We start from the raw sequence: 16,663 nt of genomic DNA on the forward strand, positions 1-16,663 counted from the left end.
GGGCTAGTCAAAAGCGCTATTTAGGCGCTAGCTCAAAATCCCATCGCGTTTTTTTGCCGATGTCAGTGAAACAACAACCAGTTGTTTGCTCGCTGTTCTTGAACATTTTTGAAACTGTGTATCGGGTATGGAATTTTGGATTGTAATATGGATTAGGAGAAATGAAGGAATCTAACGTGCCATATTTTTTACTTACATCTACGAAGATATTCACCATCCTTTCCAGAAAACGTTTGTGCAAGTGGTACTACATGAAATGATCTGGCTCCGGTGACCTGAATCAGAATGCTGTCGACCGGTTGCTGGTCTTGATCGACAACCTTACCGAATATTACCGTGGTTCGGTCTTCAATGCAGGAGCACAGCAGTATTAGTAATGCTACCGCGACATGGGATAAATTCAGGTGTTGAAACAGACGTTCCATAAGGTTAATTGTTTAGGTCTCTTGTTTCAATGAATGGTAAGCATGCTTCAAAACAAACCCTTATTTTCTTCCCGGAAGTATGTAATGAGCAAGTAACAATGAAATGATCAAACGGTCGAATCTGCATTGCTTTGGGCTAGTCAAAAGCGCTATTTAGGTCCTAGCTCAAAATCCCATTGTGTTTTTTTTCCGATGTCTGCAAAGCAACAGGTGTTGATTTGCTGGCCGTTTTTTTGAGTTTTTGAAACCTTGTATCGAGTATACAATTTTGGGTTACCAATGGAATAAGGGGGAATGTTGACATTCAGCATAACATAGTTTTTTTCTACGTCCATATTAATCTGATATTCGCCGTCCTTTCCGGAAAAAGTTTGTGTTAGTGGAATTGCATGGAGTGATTTAGATCCAGTGACCACAATCATAATACTATCCACCGGCTGCTGGTTTTGATCGACGACCCTTCCGAATATTATCGTGGTCCGGTCTTCAATGCAGGAGCACAGCAGCATAGGTAATGCTATCGCGACATGTGATAAATTCAAGTGTTGAAACAGACGTTCCATAAGATTGATCGTTTAGGTCTTTTGCTTCGATGAATGGTAAGTATGTTTCAAAACAAAGCTTTATTTTCTTCCCGGTAATATTTAATGATCAAGTGACAATGAAATGATCAAACGGTTGAATTGGCATTGTTTTGGGCTAGGCAAAAGCGCTATTTAGGCGCTAGCTCAAAATCCCATTGTGTTTTTTCTCCGATGCGAACAATGCAGCAATTATTTGTTCGGACGCCATCTTTAAAAATCTTTTCTGTTTTATAATAAGCTTCGTACTTTGGATTTTCTGCTGGTAGATGGGGAATAAACGTATGGATCGCATGATACCTTTTTGGAACATCGATGGTGATGGTATACTTTCCATCGTTATCTGTAAACGTGTGCTGTATCCTCTCTGTTGTGAAATTTCTAGACCCAGTTGCAACTACCATAATGCTATCCACCGGCCGTTGATCCTGATCTATAACCTTGCCAAATACAACCGTCGTTCTATCCTCTTTACAGGAGCACAGCATAAGTAATGCTACCGCGACATGTGATAAATTCAAGTGTTGAAACAGACGTTTCATAAGGTTGATTGTTTAGGCCTGTCACTTCAAAGAATGGCAAACATGCTTCAAAACAAACCCTTATTTTCTTCCCGTCAGCATGTAATGAGCAAGTGACAATGAAATGATCAAACGGTCGAATCTGCATTGTTTTGGGCTAGTCAAAAGTGCTATTTAGGTGCCAGCTCAAAGTCCCATTGCGTGCTTTTTCCAATCTCTGCGTCGCAGCAATTGCTCGTTTTTCTGCGATTTTTGAAGATGGCTGCGGTTTTGTAGAGCGCTTGATATTTCGGATTATCAGGTTGCCCGGGGATGAATATGTTCAATGCGTAGTACTCGTCCGGAACATCGATCATGATGCGGTATTGCCCGTTTTTGTTAGTTATGTTTTTTCAATGTATTCCGTATGGAGGTAGCAAGAGCCGACCGCTGACACCAGAATGCTGTCGACCGGCTGTTGGTGCTGGTCAAGTACTTTTCCGGAAATGATGGTAACGCGACTCCTGCATGAGATTGCCAGGGCTAGCAACAGGACCGGTAAGCCAGCTAGCAGCGTTTTGACGTACTTGTAATTCACAATAGTGTGCAGATTCTGTTTTTGTTATAGCATTAATATTCAAGGCTTTCGAATCGCCAGGTCTTGGTAAATGTCATAATTAAGGGTCAAATCTTCTCGGCAGTAAGCAGCAATGTCCGAACGGAGCCTAAGAAGAGACCATCGGACAAAAAAAAATCCCGACAGCTTGCGCCGTCGGGATTTTCATCTTCGTCAGTTTAAGACGCTGCGATTTCAGAAACTGTACCGCAAACCAATCTGTACCTGGTAAGGGTTGCCCGATGGCGTTACCACACCGGCTGTGTTTACACGGTATACGTACTGGTTTTTCGCTCTGTCGAATGCGGCAACGGCGGGTTGGCCGTTGGCAGCCGGGATACCCAGCGCGTAGAGCGCTTGCGTGCCCAGGGATTTGTTGCGGCCCCATTCCTTGTTCAGGAAGTTGGCAAAGTTGAACACGTCGGCCGAAATTTCGATGGCGTGTGTGCCCGCGATTTTGATGCGTTTGGAGGCGCGAACGTCGAATACACCGTAGAATCCGTTGATACCGCCGTTTCTTTCCGCGATTTTGCCGGAGTTTTTGACAATGTAATCCTTGATGCTCTGGCTGGCGCCGGGGTTGTCGAGGATGGCTTGCAGGCCATTGCGCACGTTTTCAGGCACGCTCGGGTCGTTTCTGTCGAAAATGTATGCCAGGTCGTTGGTACCTACGAAGTCGCCATTGGTGTTCCCGCCGGAGAGCAAGGTGTAGCGCGTGCCGCCGATGCCCGAGTAGCGAACGCCGACATTGACGCCCCAAAAGCTGGGTAGTGAGCCGTAGAATACAATTTTGTGGCGGAACTGGTTGTCGGAATATGACATCAGTCCCAGGTTACGCGGATCGTCGCGGACCGGCAATGAAAGTGTTGCGCTGTTGGCCACGTTACCATTGAACGATGTGTTGTCCTTCACATCATTATAAGTATAGCTCAAAGTGATCTTTCCATCGCGGAAGTATTCGTATTCCACATCGGCTACCATCGAGAAAGCATTCACTTTACCCTGGCTGTTCAGTTCCAGCACGCGGCCAAACTGGGTCGATTTACGTCCTTTCAGCCAGTCGCCGGCTCCGTTGGTCGGCATTTGGTCGCCACCCGGAACGTACACGCCGCGGTTGCCTTCGTTGGCAAGGCGAAAGAAGGGCTCATCTACCATGTTTCTGTCCACATACATATAGTTGTTGCGGCCGAGGCTCATGTATCCGGCGATACCCACTTTCAGCTTGTCGGTCAGGTACTTGGCGTAGGAGATATTAGCCTTGTAAATGATCGGTACGCGGGCGTCTTTCGCGTTGGTGTTGATGGTCGGCAGCTGGAATTGCGACAATGTCGGAATGCTGTTGTAGTTGGCGCGGTAAGCGGCGAAATCCGGGGTAGGGATGTTCGGGCTGCGTACGTCGACGGTCGCCAGGTGCTTTCCATCGAATGTCAGGTTGTTGATAACCACGTAGTTGTTGATATCGGAGGCGAATACCCCACCACCGAGGCGGAAAATGTCGGTATGCTTGTCGTTCACATCCCAGGTGAACTGCGCGCGCGGCTGCACTACAAAAGACTTGATCTTGTGATCGGTGCGGATCTGCAATGCGTCATACAAAGTCTGGTTCAACGGCGAGCTTGGGTAATGCGCGTAGTCGAGGCGCAGACCTGCCACCACGTCCAGGCCAGTGGCAAGCCTTGTTTTCAATTGTCCGTAAACGCCTGCATTCCAGATCGTTCCTTTTACGGACCAATCGTCCATCAAAGGCACCTCGCGGTAGTAGCGGTAAGGTTTCAGATCGCTGAACTGGTCGAGGGACGTTTTGCCCGCTGCTGCATCCACATTGTAATGGAAGCGCCCGTTCACCTCCGAGCCGTAGGTTGAATGCGAGCGGGTCATCATGATGTCCGCGCCCAGTGTATATTCCACTTTATCGGTGTGGTAATACAGGTTATCCACCAATTGAAGAACATGGTTCGTGAACCGCTCCTGCGCGAAACGGTGGCCACCCATCTGGATGTTGGTTGCGCGGGAATTACCGTCGCTCAACACGGAATTGACGTTTTCTACGATCGCTCTCGGAATGTTGGCCTCGGGAAGCTGGTCGCCGGGGGCACTTTTTTGCTTTACAAACAAATGCTGCACTTTCAGCTCGTTGGTCACCTTGGAATTCAATGTCGAGCGGAGCGATGCCAGCAAGCTGTTATCCTGGTTGAAGTCGTTTCCGTAAGATTCGTACGAGTTGATCGTGGTGTTATCCGCCAGACCCAGTTTGTTGCGGTCGTTGGTGTAGTTGTTGCGAATCGTTAGCAGGTTACGGTTGTTCAGCTGCCAGTCGAGGCGGAGGAATGCCGCGTCGGAGCCGCGTTTTTTGTCAAATGTTCCAAACTGCTGGGTGTCGGCCATGCCGTACTTGCTGCGGGCGATGCTCACAAACTGATCGAGCGTAGCACGGGTTACGTTGAAACGGTTTTCATCAACCGGGCTGAGAATGTCCGCAATGATCAGCGGGCGGCTGTCCTGCTGATGGTCCCAGGCCACGAAAAAGTGCAGCTTGTCTTTCAGGATAGGTCCGCCGAGGGAGAAGCCAAACTGGTTGGTAGCGAATTTGTTATTGATTTTATTTCCACGAATGTCATACGGGCTCGATAACCAGTCGGCGCGGGTGTAGTTGAATGCGCTACCGCTTAGCTGGTTCGTACCTGATTTCGTCACGGCACTGATCGTACCGCCACCGCTGCGTCCGTAAGTAACGTCGTATTGGTTGGTAATCACCTGAAACTCACGTACCGCTTCGATCGAGATCGAGTATGGGGCGCCGCTTCGGCTGGTGGTAGCACCGGCGGAAGTAGGGTTTTTGGAGCTCATCCCGTCAATGGTGTAGCCCGTGGAAGAGCCCAGCTGACCGGAAATGTTACCGCCGCGGCTCAATGGCGAAAGGTCCATCAGCGAGGTGAAGTTCCGTCCGTTTACCGGCAGGCGGGTAATATCCCGCGCCGAAATGGCCGTAGAGGCACCCAGGTTTTCAATTTTATTTTTAATACCTGATGCCACAACGCTCACAACTTCAAGCGTTTGACCGGCGTCTTTCATGCTCATTTTAACCTTCACGGCGTCTCCCTGGTGGAGCATGTAGCCGGTCAGTTTTTGTTCGCCAAAACCAACGTAAGTCGCTGTAACGGTGTACGGACCGCCGAGCGGGAGCTCACGGAAGGCATATTCGCCTTTTGCGTTGGTAACGGTTCCTGTTGTAAAGCCTGTTGATTCGTTTTTCACCTGGACGGTCGCGCCGGCCAGTTCTGCATTCTGGTCATCGGTAACCGTACCGGAAATCGACGCCTGCGTAGTTTGTGCCCTCAGAATAGCGATGTTGCCGAAGCAGCAAAGCAATGTGAGGATAATAGGGAGTAAAAATCTCTTATGCATGAGCATGTTTTGGTTAAACAGAATTTGCCGCAAAAGAAGAATATCTACTTGTCCAGGGTATTATTGAATTGTTAACTAATTGTAAAGACGTATCCAGGCCCGAAAAAAGTTTTGATTTTTTTTCACCCATTGTCCAATATCCCGGAGGGCATTCGTCATGGATATGAATTTTGAATGAGCGAATGAGTGAATGAGTGAATAAGTAGATAGTCATTCAAGAAACCAGTCCAACCATTCACTCATTCCAAATTCATTCACTCATTCACTCATTCACTCATTCACTCATTCAGTCATTCACTCATTAAAAGCAAACGATCATGAACCAACGGATTAATTTTCAGGAGAAAGGACAAAAAGCATTGAAAGCCATGTACGCTTTGGGCGGTTATCTTGCTAAATCACAGGTAGAAAAGCGACTTTTGAACCTGATTTATCTTCGCGTGTCGCAGATCAACGGCTGCGCATTTTGTATCGATATGCATTCCAAAGACCTGCGCTTCGAAGGAGAAACGGAACAGCGCCTTTATCTGCTCAATGCATGGCGGGAGGCCCCTTTTTACTCTGAGCGCGAACGTGCCGCATTGGCTTATGCCGAAGCAGTGACGAGCCTCCAAAACCGTGAAGTGACCGACGAGGTTTTCAATGCGGTGGATGCAGCGTTTTCCGACGAGGAAATCGTGGACCTCACCGTGGCAATCACGACGATCAATTCTTACAACCGGTTCAATATTGCCTTCCGCACCGAGGCGGGCAGCTACGAGCCCGGACAGTTTGCCGTGCATTAATCACTTCATCAGCAAGCAGCCCCGGGCGCCGTTGATCGGTGTCCCGGGGCTATTTTAGATTTGCAGGAAAGCTGTTTCACACGCTCACAGCGATGCGCGCACGCATACGCGGAAGGGATTGTCGATCTGCTGTAAATGGCCGGTCGATACCATGTCGGCCACCGCTTTTCCCGCCGCTTTGAAATCGGGAGAAATGGTAGTAATGCCGTTCAGCATCGTCTTTTTGGCATCGTTTTCGCGGTATGCCACCATTCCCACGTCCCTGCCGGGTTCCAGATCGCTCTGATTGATTTGCCCGACAAGCCGCATCAGCGCTTCGTCCGATAGCACGAAAAAAGCCTCTCCGGCGGTCGGTATCGCTTCCTCTGTGCCGGGAATGAGGCGCCAGGTCAGATTATTTGCTTCACAAAAGCTGCTGAATGCATCCCGAATTGGTTCGCACGACGCGTCATCACCACCTACCAGGCTAATCCGCTCATATTTCCGCAGCGCGGGAAGGAGTTCGGCCAGGGCTAGCGGCATATCCTTCGTTACATTCTCGCGAACCAGTCCGGGGTTTTCAGCAAGATTCGGCATATCCGCATCCAGGAGGATCAGTTTCTGCGCAGGAATTCTGCCGATGCTTTGCGCTCCGGCCACGGGGTCGTCGAGGAAATGCGGGATGATAACCACATGTGTGCAGCCGGCCAGTTTTTTCCGGAGCAAATGCTTCAAATGTGCGGCGCTGTTGTAATAGATCTGGAAATCGATTTCAGCACGCTGTCCAAGCGAATCCCCGATCGCGTCATAAATCTCTTTGTTGTAGGCATCCAGCTGGTTGAAGAGTACGAGCACTTTCAGCTCCGGCGATGGGTCGAGGCGGTTGATATAATAGGACTTCCCGTGCTGCGAGGCCAGAATGCCCATGTCGCGCAGGTTGTTGTAACTTTTTTCGATGGTACTCCTCGAAACGGCGTACAATCGACTCAGTTCATTGATGGAGGGCAAGCGGTCACCGCGATCCATCAGTCCTGTTTTGGTGGCGTACAGCACAGCCTCTACCAGCTGCTGGTACACCGGCTCGGAGGAGTCACGGTCGACGGTGAAATGGTTTTCGAAGTTGATTTTTCTCATAATAATGCCCCGGAAGAGGAGGATCAGGCGTTTCCGGGCATTTTAATTTAAAAAGAATGGCAATGCGGGAAGCTGCTTCGGGACATAAAGGCAGAAGTCGCCGGTGAAAGCCGCGAATTTCCCCCTGAAACCAAATTCCGTGATACCACCGATCGCGTGTGCGGCCGTACCGGCTTCGACGATAAATCTCCCGGATTGAACTGCCAAAAAATGCTTTCCATCGATTTCATTTGTCGTTTTTACCAATTGAGGTGAACTTGTATCCTTGCACGCAACCAAGCACCATGGAATCCAGAAACAGCATTACCATTCTTTCACACCTGACCGCCTGGTCGTTGTTTGGTTTCATTCTGCTGTTCTACCCGCCATTGACGTGGAGCATTACCGTGCCGACCAACTTTTGGATCAAGCAGGCGCTCAATCTCCTGATAATGATCGGGATATTTTATGCCAATGCATTGTACGTAGCACCTAAGCTGCTTTTCGAGCGTAAGGGCAAGGTTGTATTCGGGATATGGCTTGCAGGCATCGTCGTCGCCTTTCTGGCCGTGGCAAGGGTGATCGAGTTGAAGCTCGAAGTGCTGGCCGATATGTCCAAAATCATGAACAAGGCACCCAAGGACCCGTTCCGCCTCGATTTTCACCTATTCATGATCATGCTGCTGGTGATGGTGATCAGCACGAGCCTGGCGCTCGCAAGGCGCTGGCAGGCCGATGCGCAAACACGGGAACGGATCGAAAAGCAGCATATCGCGTCGGAACTGTCCTTTCTGAAAGCGCAGATCAACCCGCATTTCTTTTTTAATACACTCAACAACATTTACTCACTGACCTATTCCGACGTTCCGGTGTCGCGGGAGGCGATCCTGAAACTCTCGCGCATGATGCGCTACGTGCTGTACGACACGCTGGGCGATTCGGTCCCGTTGAAGCAGGAATTGTCGTTTTTGAAAGATTACATTGCGCTCATGGCGCTGCGGCTGCACGAATGCACGACGCTGGAATTTTCGGAGCCGGTGCCCGACAAGGATTACTGGATCGCCCCGATGCTGCTGCTGCCGTTTGTGGAAAACGCGTTTAAGCACGGTTCCAGCGCCATGCAGCACTCGAAAATCCAGATAGAGCTGAAAGTGACCGATGGTTCGCTCTCGCTTCGTGTTTTTAACCATATTGCACATGAAAATGACGGTTTTCAGCTTGATCAGGGTGGGATAGGGCTCGCCAATACGCGCAAACGACTCGAACTTTTGTATGACAACAGGCACACATTGGTCACCCGTGAAGATGCCGGAAACCGGACTTACGAAGTTTTGCTCACCTTGAAACTGGACCGTGAAAACGCCGGGCACATCGCCGAACCCGTATGAAATTGAACTGCATTACCGTCGACGACGAACCTCTGGCGCTCAACCTGATCAGCGCATTCTCGGAGCAAACGCCTTTTCTGGAATTGAAGGGCAGGTTTGGGAATGCCGTGGAAGCATTGCAGGCGCTGCATGAGCAAACGATCCATCTCATTTTCCTGGATATTCAGATGCCGGACCTGAACGGCATGGAGCTTGCGCGGGTGATCAGCCAGGCGGGAGCGTCGCTGCAAACGCGCATCGTTTTCACGACGGCCTACAACCAGTTTGCCGTGGAAGGTTACAAGGTGGATGCGCTGGACTATCTGCTGAAACCTTTCGGCTATGACGAATTTCTGCGTGCGGCCACCAAGGCAAAGCGGTATTTCGAGGTGTTGCAGGACAATGGGGCGGGCGACGCTACGGAGAATTATATGTTTATTAAATCGGATTACAAGCACATCCGGGTGGATTTTGATTCCGTGACGCACATAGAGTCCGTGAAGGATTATGTGAAAATCCATTTGATGCCGCCCCTGAGCCCGGTGGTGACTTTGAGCAGTCTCAAATCCATTGAAGAGAAACTGCCGGCCGCACGGTTCCTGCGCATTCACCGCTCGTTCATCGTCGCGGTGAGCAAAGTCGATTCCGTCAGCAAAAACGCCGTCCAACTCGGCCTGGTTGAAATTCCGGTGGGCGAGCTGTACAAGGAAGCCTTCAAAACGCTGCTGGCGCGCTGGATGTAAGGGCCCGGCGTTTAATCCATATCTTTGTAATGCCTCACTTTCTGGAACATTTCGATGAGCGTTGTCACCTGCAACTTTTCAAAAAGCCGTGCTTTGTAAGTGCTCACCGAACTCTCGGTCAGATCCAGCTTCGATGCGATTTCCTTGATCCAGAAGCCTTCAATCAGCATATCCATAATGGTGATCTCACGCGCCGATAGGTCCAGCAACGGATTGTCGGACTGGTAGTTATGTTTGTCAAGCTGGTTGAGTAACTCCACTTTGATCCGCGGGCTCACATACCTGCCTGTTTCCGAAACCGACCTGATCGCCGCCAGAATTTCGTCCGTATCAGCGCTTTTCGATATAAAACCATTGGCTCCCGAGCGCAGGTAATGAATGCCGTAAATCCGCTCTTCGATGGCCGAAAAAATGAGGATCGGGACGTTCTTCTGAACTGCCCGCAGTGCTGCAATCATTTCAAAACCTTGTCCCTCAGGAATTTGAATGTCCAGGATGACGAGGTCGTGCATACGCGCGGTAAGCGCGGCCAATGCCGCACCAAAAGTGCCGGCTTCGTGAATTGTAGCCTCCTTGTATAAATCCTGTACTAATATTTTTGTTGCTAATCTGATAATTTGATAGTCTTCGACAATTAAAATGTTTTTCATCCGAACATTTTCAAATACTAAAAGTAATTCCAATTTGTTGTGGAAGGTCCAGAGAATGAGCGAATCAGCATAATAACTTTTCAAACGGAAAAGGGTTAAGCCGTTCCATTAAGGTTTATTATTTTCTCTTCAAAGTTTATGAATAGCGGAGGATCATCGCATGCTTTTTTCAACATGCGTTTCAATATCAAAAGTAAAACGCAAAAATAAAAGCATTCAAAAATTTTAAAAGATATTTTGACAAAGCTTGTAGTTGCTTTTTTCTACAACAGACTGCTGGCAATGAGCAAATAATACACTTACGGCACCAGCACGGTCACATATATACGACATGCGGCCAAAATAAACTATGAGTGAAAATGCTGAACGATATTAGCCGCGTCCAACTCCACTTCCAGGTCGACACTGAACTCGGTTTCAGACCGTTGTACGGATAACTTATGTTTGTCGGGATAAAGCAGCCGCAGCCGTTTCGATGTATTGCTTAAACCGTATCCGCCGACCTTTTCTCCGGCATTCGCCACCTTGGTCGGCCTTGAATTTGGAGGGATGTTATTCTTGATTGAGAAATGTAAATGATTGTTAATCAAATGGATGGTGATAGAAACGTATGACGCGTGCTTGCTTTTAGCACTGCCGTGTTTGAACGCGTTTTCAACAAACGAGACGAGCAGCAGCGGGGCGATGAGGTACTCCTCCGGATTGCCCATAAGCTCGTAGCTGATCGTGACCTTGTCCGAGAATCGGGCGCGTTCGAGATCGAGGTAATTTTCAATGTAACTGATTTCACGCGCAAGTACGACACTTTCCCGGTTCGATTCATACAGGCTGTAACGCATCAGGTCGGCCAGTTTTAAAACCAGGTCGGCGGCTTGTTCATCCACGTCCATCGTTTTGGTATAAATTGCATTGAGTGTATTAAAAAGGAAATGCGGATTGATCTGCGATTTAAGAAAGCTGAGTTCGAGATTGAGGTTATTCTTTTGTAATTGCAAACTTTGCGTTTGCAGGTTCAGGTTTTCTTTTTCCAGCTGCAAACGCTCCATTTCCAGCTGCATGTTTCTGGTCCGTGAATTAATAATGTCACGCATTACCTTGATGGCCAGCAATGGTGTGATATAATACAGGCTCCACGCATAATCCGCATAGGCAATTGTAAAATTTGTAAAGCAATTTGTCCAATGATTGCCGTCCTGGTAGTACTTCCAAAGTTTGATGATATAAAGCGGTGCTGCTTCCGAGCCGTTCGAAATCGTGGCGAGGTGTTTAAAAAGATAGTAATTGGTGGTGTGAACAAGCAGGAAGATGATAATGAGACAAGCGATAAGCGAGATGATTTTCCGCGTGTACAGAAACTTCGGGAAAACGATATATCCCAACATGTAAAACACCGAAACGGATTGCAGAAATACGGCGAGCGAAGCAAGGCGGATCACCTGGATATTATCTTTCGTGAGCGCCGGGATGCTGTAATAACGCGCGATGCACCACAGCGCTACCCAAGCTATTAGATGGTAAAATACCCTGATTATTTTTGTCCTTTTTTCAGATGAAATAGGATTGAACCGCATACATTGTCAAATTCTGTTCTTCTGCAAAACGGCGAGCACATTGGCCCGATAGGTGATCCCGATAGGAATTTTACGCCCGCTGTTTGTGGTGATCTCATTGCCTTCAATTTCACGGATCACTTTCTTATTGACGATATAAGAACGGTTTACCCGAAGGAATTGCGACGGCGATAATGCCTCTTCAATTTTGGACATTGTCATATGAATAACCGCAACGCGATCCGACCAGTATAATTTCAGATAGTCGCGCATCCCCTCAATGAAATGGATTTCACCGGGAGATACTTTAATGAGTTTCTTATTCTCTTTTAATAAAAGGAAGTCGCTCGTAAAGCCAGCAGCTTCCGCCTGTTCCGTCGATTGTTTGGCCTGCGAACCCAATTCACGTACCGATTCATTTGTTGCCTGCAAATATTTAGGAACCCGGGCATTATCCACCTTGTTGACGGCCTTTAAAAACCGCTCGAAAGAAACCGGTTTAAGCAGATAATCGGTGAGTTCGTGCTCGTAGCCTTCCAATGCATACGAAGGGTCGGCCGTGATCATGATCACGGCGGGACGGGCCGCAGGAAGTAATTTAAGTAACTCAAAACCAGTCATTTCTGGCATCTCGATGTCCAGGAATATAATGTCCGGTTTCATCTCTCGGATCAGATAAAGTGCATCCGTAGCGCTCTCGGCAAAGCCTGCTATTTCGAGAAACGGAACCTTCTGCACATACTTTTCAATCAGTCGGCGTGCATCAGCCTCATCGTCCACAATTATACACCGCAACCTGCCGGGAGACAACATACTCTGAGCTTAAACTACTGTACTAATTTTCATTCGTCTGCAATAATATAGGTATTGGTCGAAATTAATGCATAATTCGGCGAAATAATTTTAGTTCAAGAACTATTTAAGATTACTTTAAACTCGCGAAGGAATGGGTGTTTGGGAAATGGAAAAACGAGTCAATTGGCCATGAAAAATGTTTTGCCCCATTACTCACTTCCGAAAAAGCGAACCGGGTTGAATTTAATCTTTAATTTGGATTTGAGCGGCAAAATCGCAATTTTTAACAGATAGAAACACTAGACACGCCAACACTGAAAAGCATTAACTTTATAAGTAAAATGGGTGCTTAAAAAATAAAAAGCTTCTGGCATTTTGCCAGAAGCTTTTTTGTTTAGTGTTTCTGAATTGTAACGCAAATAGGGTAGTGGTACTTTACTTTTGTAGCTGAAAACTGACAAATCAATCGTCTTTTCAATATCGATCATCCTCCCGTTTTTACATTTTTCAGGTCGTCGTTATTAATCTTGCGCCCCGCGCCCTGCTTGAACAACCCGCCAAATTCCCAGTTCAGGGAAAGTTTCACCGAGCGCATCAGGTATTGGTTGCGCGTGATGGAATAGAATTCCGGCGAACTTACTACCTGTTTTTGCGGGCGGTAAGAGCCGAACGGGCTCACAGTGGTAAGCGTGATCGTGAGCTTACGCGCAGGCAGCTCCTTTTTGGCCGAAAAGCTGTAATAAAGCCATGCACCCTCGAATCCTTGCAGTTCGATGCTGCGGGCGTCGTAGTCGCCGTATGCCTGTACGCTGTAATTTTTAGGCAGTTTCCAGCTGGTGTTCAGGTTAATGCCCCAGGCTGCCCCTTTGTTGTCGATGCCGAGCGCTCCGCTTTTGAAGCGCGCCTGGCGGATGTTGGCGTTGCTATTGATCTTCCAGTCGGGCAGGAGGGAGAAAGATGCCGAGAAATTCACGCCGTATTGCGCATTCGAGGCCAGGTTCTGTTTCGTGGTGGTGGCCACACCCTCGGCGTCCATCGTCACGATGCTCTCGATGGAATTGTTCGTTTTCCTGCCGAATGCCGACACGTTCACGAACAGGTCGCTGTTGGTTTGCAATGCGTAGGTAAATTCCACCTGGTTCACCTCCTCCGGTTTCAGTGAGGGATTGCCCACTACGATGTTCTTCGGGTCCTGGCTGTCGCGGTTCGGGTTCAGGTCCCAGATCGACGGCCGTGAAATGCGTTTGGTGTAGCTCAATGTGAGGTTATTATTCGCGTCGAGCTTTTTGAAAATGGTCGCGCTGGGCACGAAATTCCAGAAACTGCTCGTGAAATGCACCTTGGCGTCGCGCTGGTCGCCTTCCAGGAATGTGCCTTCCATACGTGCTCCTGCGTGCAAGGCCCAGCCGCTGCTCCATTTGAATTTGAGCTGGCTGTATGCCGCGAGCACGTCCTGGCGGTAGTCGAAGCGGTCGGTGCGGGACGGGACAATGGCCAGGTTATCGGCGCTGCCGTTTTCGCTGGTCTGCACCTTGTAATCGCTGCCAACGTTGCGCAAAATCGCTTTTACACCACTTTCCAATGCATGCTTACCCGACGGCGTGAGCGGCAGAATATAGTCGCCCTGGAACGTCCATTCGCTGTTGTGCGTCGTGTTATCATTGGTTTCGCGGTAAATGAGGAATTGCTCGTCGTCGCGCTGGGTGGCATTGTAGTTGAAATCGTCGGTCGAGCGGTTGTGCTGCGCCATCAGGTATAGTTCTTCGCCCGGTTTTTTAAATTTTTTGGTATACCCCAAATTCAGGTCGATGCCCTTGCTCGGGGCTTTGGTTTTAACGGATTGGTGAAACTGGTCGATGATCGCGCCGTTGGGCGAAAGGCGGCTGTTGCGTTGTTCGCTGTTTTGCGGCCAGCTGCCGAGCCATCCATTTACGGAGAAGTTAAAAACATTGGCGCTGTCGGCCAGGTACTCGATCTGCACATCGCCGGAGCTGTGTGGTTTGGCATTGTCGCGCACAATCTCCTGGCGGACTTTACCGGTTTCTGCGCCATTTTCAAATGTAGTGCGGTCCACGCTCGCCAGTTCCTTGTTTCGGAAGCGGTGCAAATGCAGCGTGGAACTGACATTCCACTTGTCGCGGTTTATGGCGATACGCGGGTTAATGGCCTGTTCGAGATTCCCACCCACGACTTCAATCGTGCCGCTGGTGCTTTGGTTGCCCTTTTTTGTAATGATATTGATCACGCCCGCCGCACCTTCCGCATCATAGCGTGCCGAAGGGCTGGTGATCACCTCCACAGATTTGATCGAACCTGCCGGCATCATATTCAATGCATCGGCGGCGTTGCGGGCCATCTGGCCGGAATATTTTCCATTGATGAGAATGCGCAAATTGGAGTTTCCGCGCATGGTCACGTTGCCGGCGGCGTCCACATTCAGGATAGGCGCTTTTCGGAGCACGTCGGCAGCGGTACCGCCGAGGTTACTAATGTCCTTTTCCGCATTATAAATCAACATTCCGGGCTGTTGTTCAACGAGTTGCTTCATGCCCGTAACGGTCACGGCGTCCAGCTGCTTCACGTCGGAGATCAGCCTCACCGTACCGAAATCATAGGGCGTGGTTGAGGTGATCTTAAATGGCAGACGTTTCTGGCGGTAGCCTACGAACGAAAGGTGCAGGAAATAGGAGCCGGTCTTTATGTCGGTGGATTTGAAAATGCCGCTTTCGTCCGAATAAGTCAGCGCTACTACCTGCTGCTGGTCATCGAGGATGCTGATGGTCGCAAATTCAATGGCTTTTGAAGTGGCCGAATCGATGAGCACGCCTTTGATCAGGTAACAAGGAAGAGACTGGGCAAGGCCGGTTTTTGAAATCAGCAATGCAATCAGAAGAGGGAGAAGGAAACGGTATTGAAATCTCATAATTCGGAAATGGGGCCTGGCGCTGGGCCAGGGGGATTTGATGAAATGTAATGAACAGTTTTTTGTATAAATATCAGACTTTACCGGCAGAAACCGAAATGCGGGAAGTGGTTGATAATCTGCCGGTTTTCTTTTTGCCCTTGCCTTTTTTACCCCACCAGATGTAGAAGCCGGTAATGGGCAGACTGGTACAGATTAGGCTGGCGATGAAAAACAGGATTTTGGTCGGCATTCCACCGATTGCGCCCACATGCCACGCATAGTTGGTTCGCCGGAGCCATTGGGCCACATCCAATTCGGAAATCTGCGGCTGGCTTGCGGGAAGTTGTTCCAATGTGTGCTGATCGAGGTACACATAGCGCCACGAGCCGTTGTGCATATCGGTACAAAGTTCGATCGTTTCGGAAGGCTTTTCGGGAAACGACACGATGATGGCGTCCTTGTTCAGCACACCGATTTCGGTAATGCCCTTCCGCCAGGCTGCGTCTACATTGGCCAGACTGGCGAGCGGGAGGTTTTGCGTAGTGTCCGAGAATGCGCGCATGTAAGGCGCCGGCGCCTGTCCGCCCGAAGTGAGCCAGTAGAAACTCTTGTTGAACCACTGGAAACCCATGATCAGGCCGGTGATAGTTAATATCAATGCAATGGTAAGCGAATAAAAGCCGAGGACATTGTGCAGGTCGTAGTTGACACGCTTGAATTTCGCCCGCCATTTGATCGTTAGCGCCTTCTCTTTTTCGGATTTCGTCCATTTTTTCGGCCACCAAAGCACCATTCCGGTGATGAGGAGGATGAAGAAAATCAGGGTGGCGTAGCTCACGATGCCTGTTCCGAGCTTCCCTTCGATCCAGAGGCTGGTGTGGCCATCGAGGATAAAGTGGAAGAAATCTTCATGGTCCACCATCGCCGTGATCTGCGCCGTGTAGGGGTTTATGTATACCAGCGAGTCGGAATCGAGGCTGAAATGGGCGGTCTGGTTTTTACCATGGTACCACACGCTGTGAATCTCTTTGTCCGGCAACGCCTGTTTTACCGACTTCCACAATACGGATGGCGGCAGCATTTCGCGGTTTTGCGGGTTCTCTGCGTGCAAATGCTGCATAGTGAGGTTTTCGAGCTCCGATTCGAAAACGAGGATGCAGCCGGTGAAGCCGACGATAACCACCACGATTCCGGAAGCCAGCCCGAGCCAGAGGTGCAGCCAGGCGTTGATTTTTTGAAGGATTTTCAT

Annotated in this window: 14 protein-coding genes; 3 read left to right on the forward strand and 11 right to left on the reverse strand. The window is 49.2% G+C overall.

The genetic code is table 11. The annotated features are described in order from the left end of the window. Positions 1 to 574: 574 nt before the first annotated feature. From DFER_RS26390 to DFER_RS26405, 4 genes are all read right to left on the reverse strand, one after another. Positions 575 to 988, reverse strand: coding sequence for a hypothetical protein (locus DFER_RS26390; protein ID WP_187293408.1), 414 nt, complete (start codon positions 986 to 988; stop codon positions 575 to 577). 149 nt (positions 989 to 1,137) lie between these two features. Then, positions 1,138 to 1,548: a hypothetical protein gene (locus DFER_RS26395; protein ID WP_050774725.1), complete on the reverse strand. Its 411-nt coding sequence runs from the start codon at positions 1,546 to 1,548 to the stop codon at positions 1,138 to 1,140. Positions 1,549 to 1,697: 149 nt separating this feature from the next. Then, complete coding sequence (locus DFER_RS26400) at positions 1,698 to 1,883, reverse strand: hypothetical protein (RefSeq protein ID WP_015814729.1); 186 nt, start codon at positions 1,881 to 1,883, stop codon at positions 1,698 to 1,700. A 434-nt stretch (positions 1,884 to 2,317) separates the two neighbouring features. Continuing rightward, positions 2,318 to 5,527 carry a TonB-dependent receptor gene (locus DFER_RS26405; protein WP_510185861.1) on the reverse strand — a complete coding sequence of 1,070 codons (3,210 nt, stop codon included), beginning with the start codon at positions 5,525 to 5,527 and terminating at the stop codon, positions 2,318 to 2,320. A gap of 317 nt (positions 5,528 to 5,844) precedes the next feature. Here DFER_RS26405 and DFER_RS26410 point away from each other — a divergent pair, with 317 nt between their 5' ends. Continuing rightward, complete coding sequence (locus DFER_RS26410; RefSeq protein ID WP_015814731.1) at positions 5,845 to 6,312, forward strand: carboxymuconolactone decarboxylase family protein; 468 nt, start codon at positions 5,845 to 5,847, stop codon at positions 6,310 to 6,312. A gap of 84 nt (positions 6,313 to 6,396) precedes the next feature. Here DFER_RS26410 and DFER_RS26415 read toward each other — a convergent pair whose 3' ends face one another. Both DFER_RS26415 and DFER_RS30245 read right to left on the reverse strand, forming a co-directional pair. Then, positions 6,397 to 7,425 (reverse strand): GntR family transcriptional regulator, encoded by a 1,029-nt coding sequence (locus DFER_RS26415; RefSeq protein ID WP_015814732.1) that lies wholly within the window; start codon positions 7,423 to 7,425, stop codon positions 6,397 to 6,399. A 42-nt stretch (positions 7,426 to 7,467) separates the two neighbouring features. Then, the gene (locus DFER_RS30245) at positions 7,468 to 7,632 is read right to left on the reverse strand and encodes a hypothetical protein (protein WP_187293409.1); all 165 of its coding nucleotides are present in this window, start codon (positions 7,630 to 7,632) and stop codon (positions 7,468 to 7,470) included. A 77-nt stretch (positions 7,633 to 7,709) separates the two neighbouring features. Here DFER_RS30245 and DFER_RS26425 point away from each other — a divergent pair, with 77 nt between their 5' ends. Then, positions 7,710 to 8,792: a sensor histidine kinase gene (locus DFER_RS26425; RefSeq protein WP_015814733.1), complete on the forward strand. Its 1,083-nt coding sequence runs from the start codon at positions 7,710 to 7,712 to the stop codon at positions 8,790 to 8,792. Further along, positions 8,789 to 9,514, forward strand: a complete 726-nt coding sequence (locus DFER_RS26430) for a LytR/AlgR family response regulator transcription factor (protein WP_015814734.1) — start codon at positions 8,789 to 8,791, stop codon at positions 9,512 to 9,514. Before DFER_RS26425 ends, DFER_RS26430 begins: the two co-directional genes overlap by 4 nt. An 11-nt stretch (positions 9,515 to 9,525) precedes the next feature. On the opposite strand, the gene DFER_RS26435 is transcribed toward DFER_RS26430, so the two are convergent. From DFER_RS26435 to DFER_RS26455, 5 genes are all read right to left on the reverse strand, one after another. After that, positions 9,526 to 10,164 carry a response regulator transcription factor gene (locus tag DFER_RS26435; RefSeq protein WP_015814735.1) on the reverse strand — a complete coding sequence of 213 codons (639 nt, stop codon included), beginning with the start codon at positions 10,162 to 10,164 and terminating at the stop codon, positions 9,526 to 9,528. 347 nt (positions 10,165 to 10,511) lie between these two features. Further along, positions 10,512 to 11,735 (reverse strand): sensor histidine kinase, encoded by a 1,224-nt coding sequence (locus DFER_RS29360; protein WP_015814736.1) that lies wholly within the window; start codon positions 11,733 to 11,735, stop codon positions 10,512 to 10,514. A 6-nt stretch (positions 11,736 to 11,741) separates the two neighbouring features. Further along, positions 11,742 to 12,494 carry a LytR/AlgR family response regulator transcription factor gene (locus DFER_RS26445; RefSeq protein WP_229206120.1) on the reverse strand — a complete coding sequence of 251 codons (753 nt, stop codon included), beginning with the start codon at positions 12,492 to 12,494 and terminating at the stop codon, positions 11,742 to 11,744. A gap of 499 nt (positions 12,495 to 12,993) precedes the next feature. Further along, positions 12,994 to 15,432 (reverse strand): TonB-dependent receptor, encoded by a 2,439-nt coding sequence (locus DFER_RS26450; protein ID WP_015814738.1) that lies wholly within the window; start codon positions 15,430 to 15,432, stop codon positions 12,994 to 12,996. A gap of 73 nt (positions 15,433 to 15,505) precedes the next feature. Then, complete coding sequence (locus DFER_RS26455) at positions 15,506 to 16,663, reverse strand: PepSY-associated TM helix domain-containing protein (protein ID WP_015814739.1); 1,158 nt, start codon at positions 16,661 to 16,663, stop codon at positions 15,506 to 15,508.

This window comes from Dyadobacter fermentans DSM 18053 (assembly GCF_000023125.1).
GTDB classification, from domain to species: domain Bacteria; phylum Bacteroidota; class Bacteroidia; order Cytophagales; family Spirosomataceae; genus Dyadobacter; species Dyadobacter fermentans.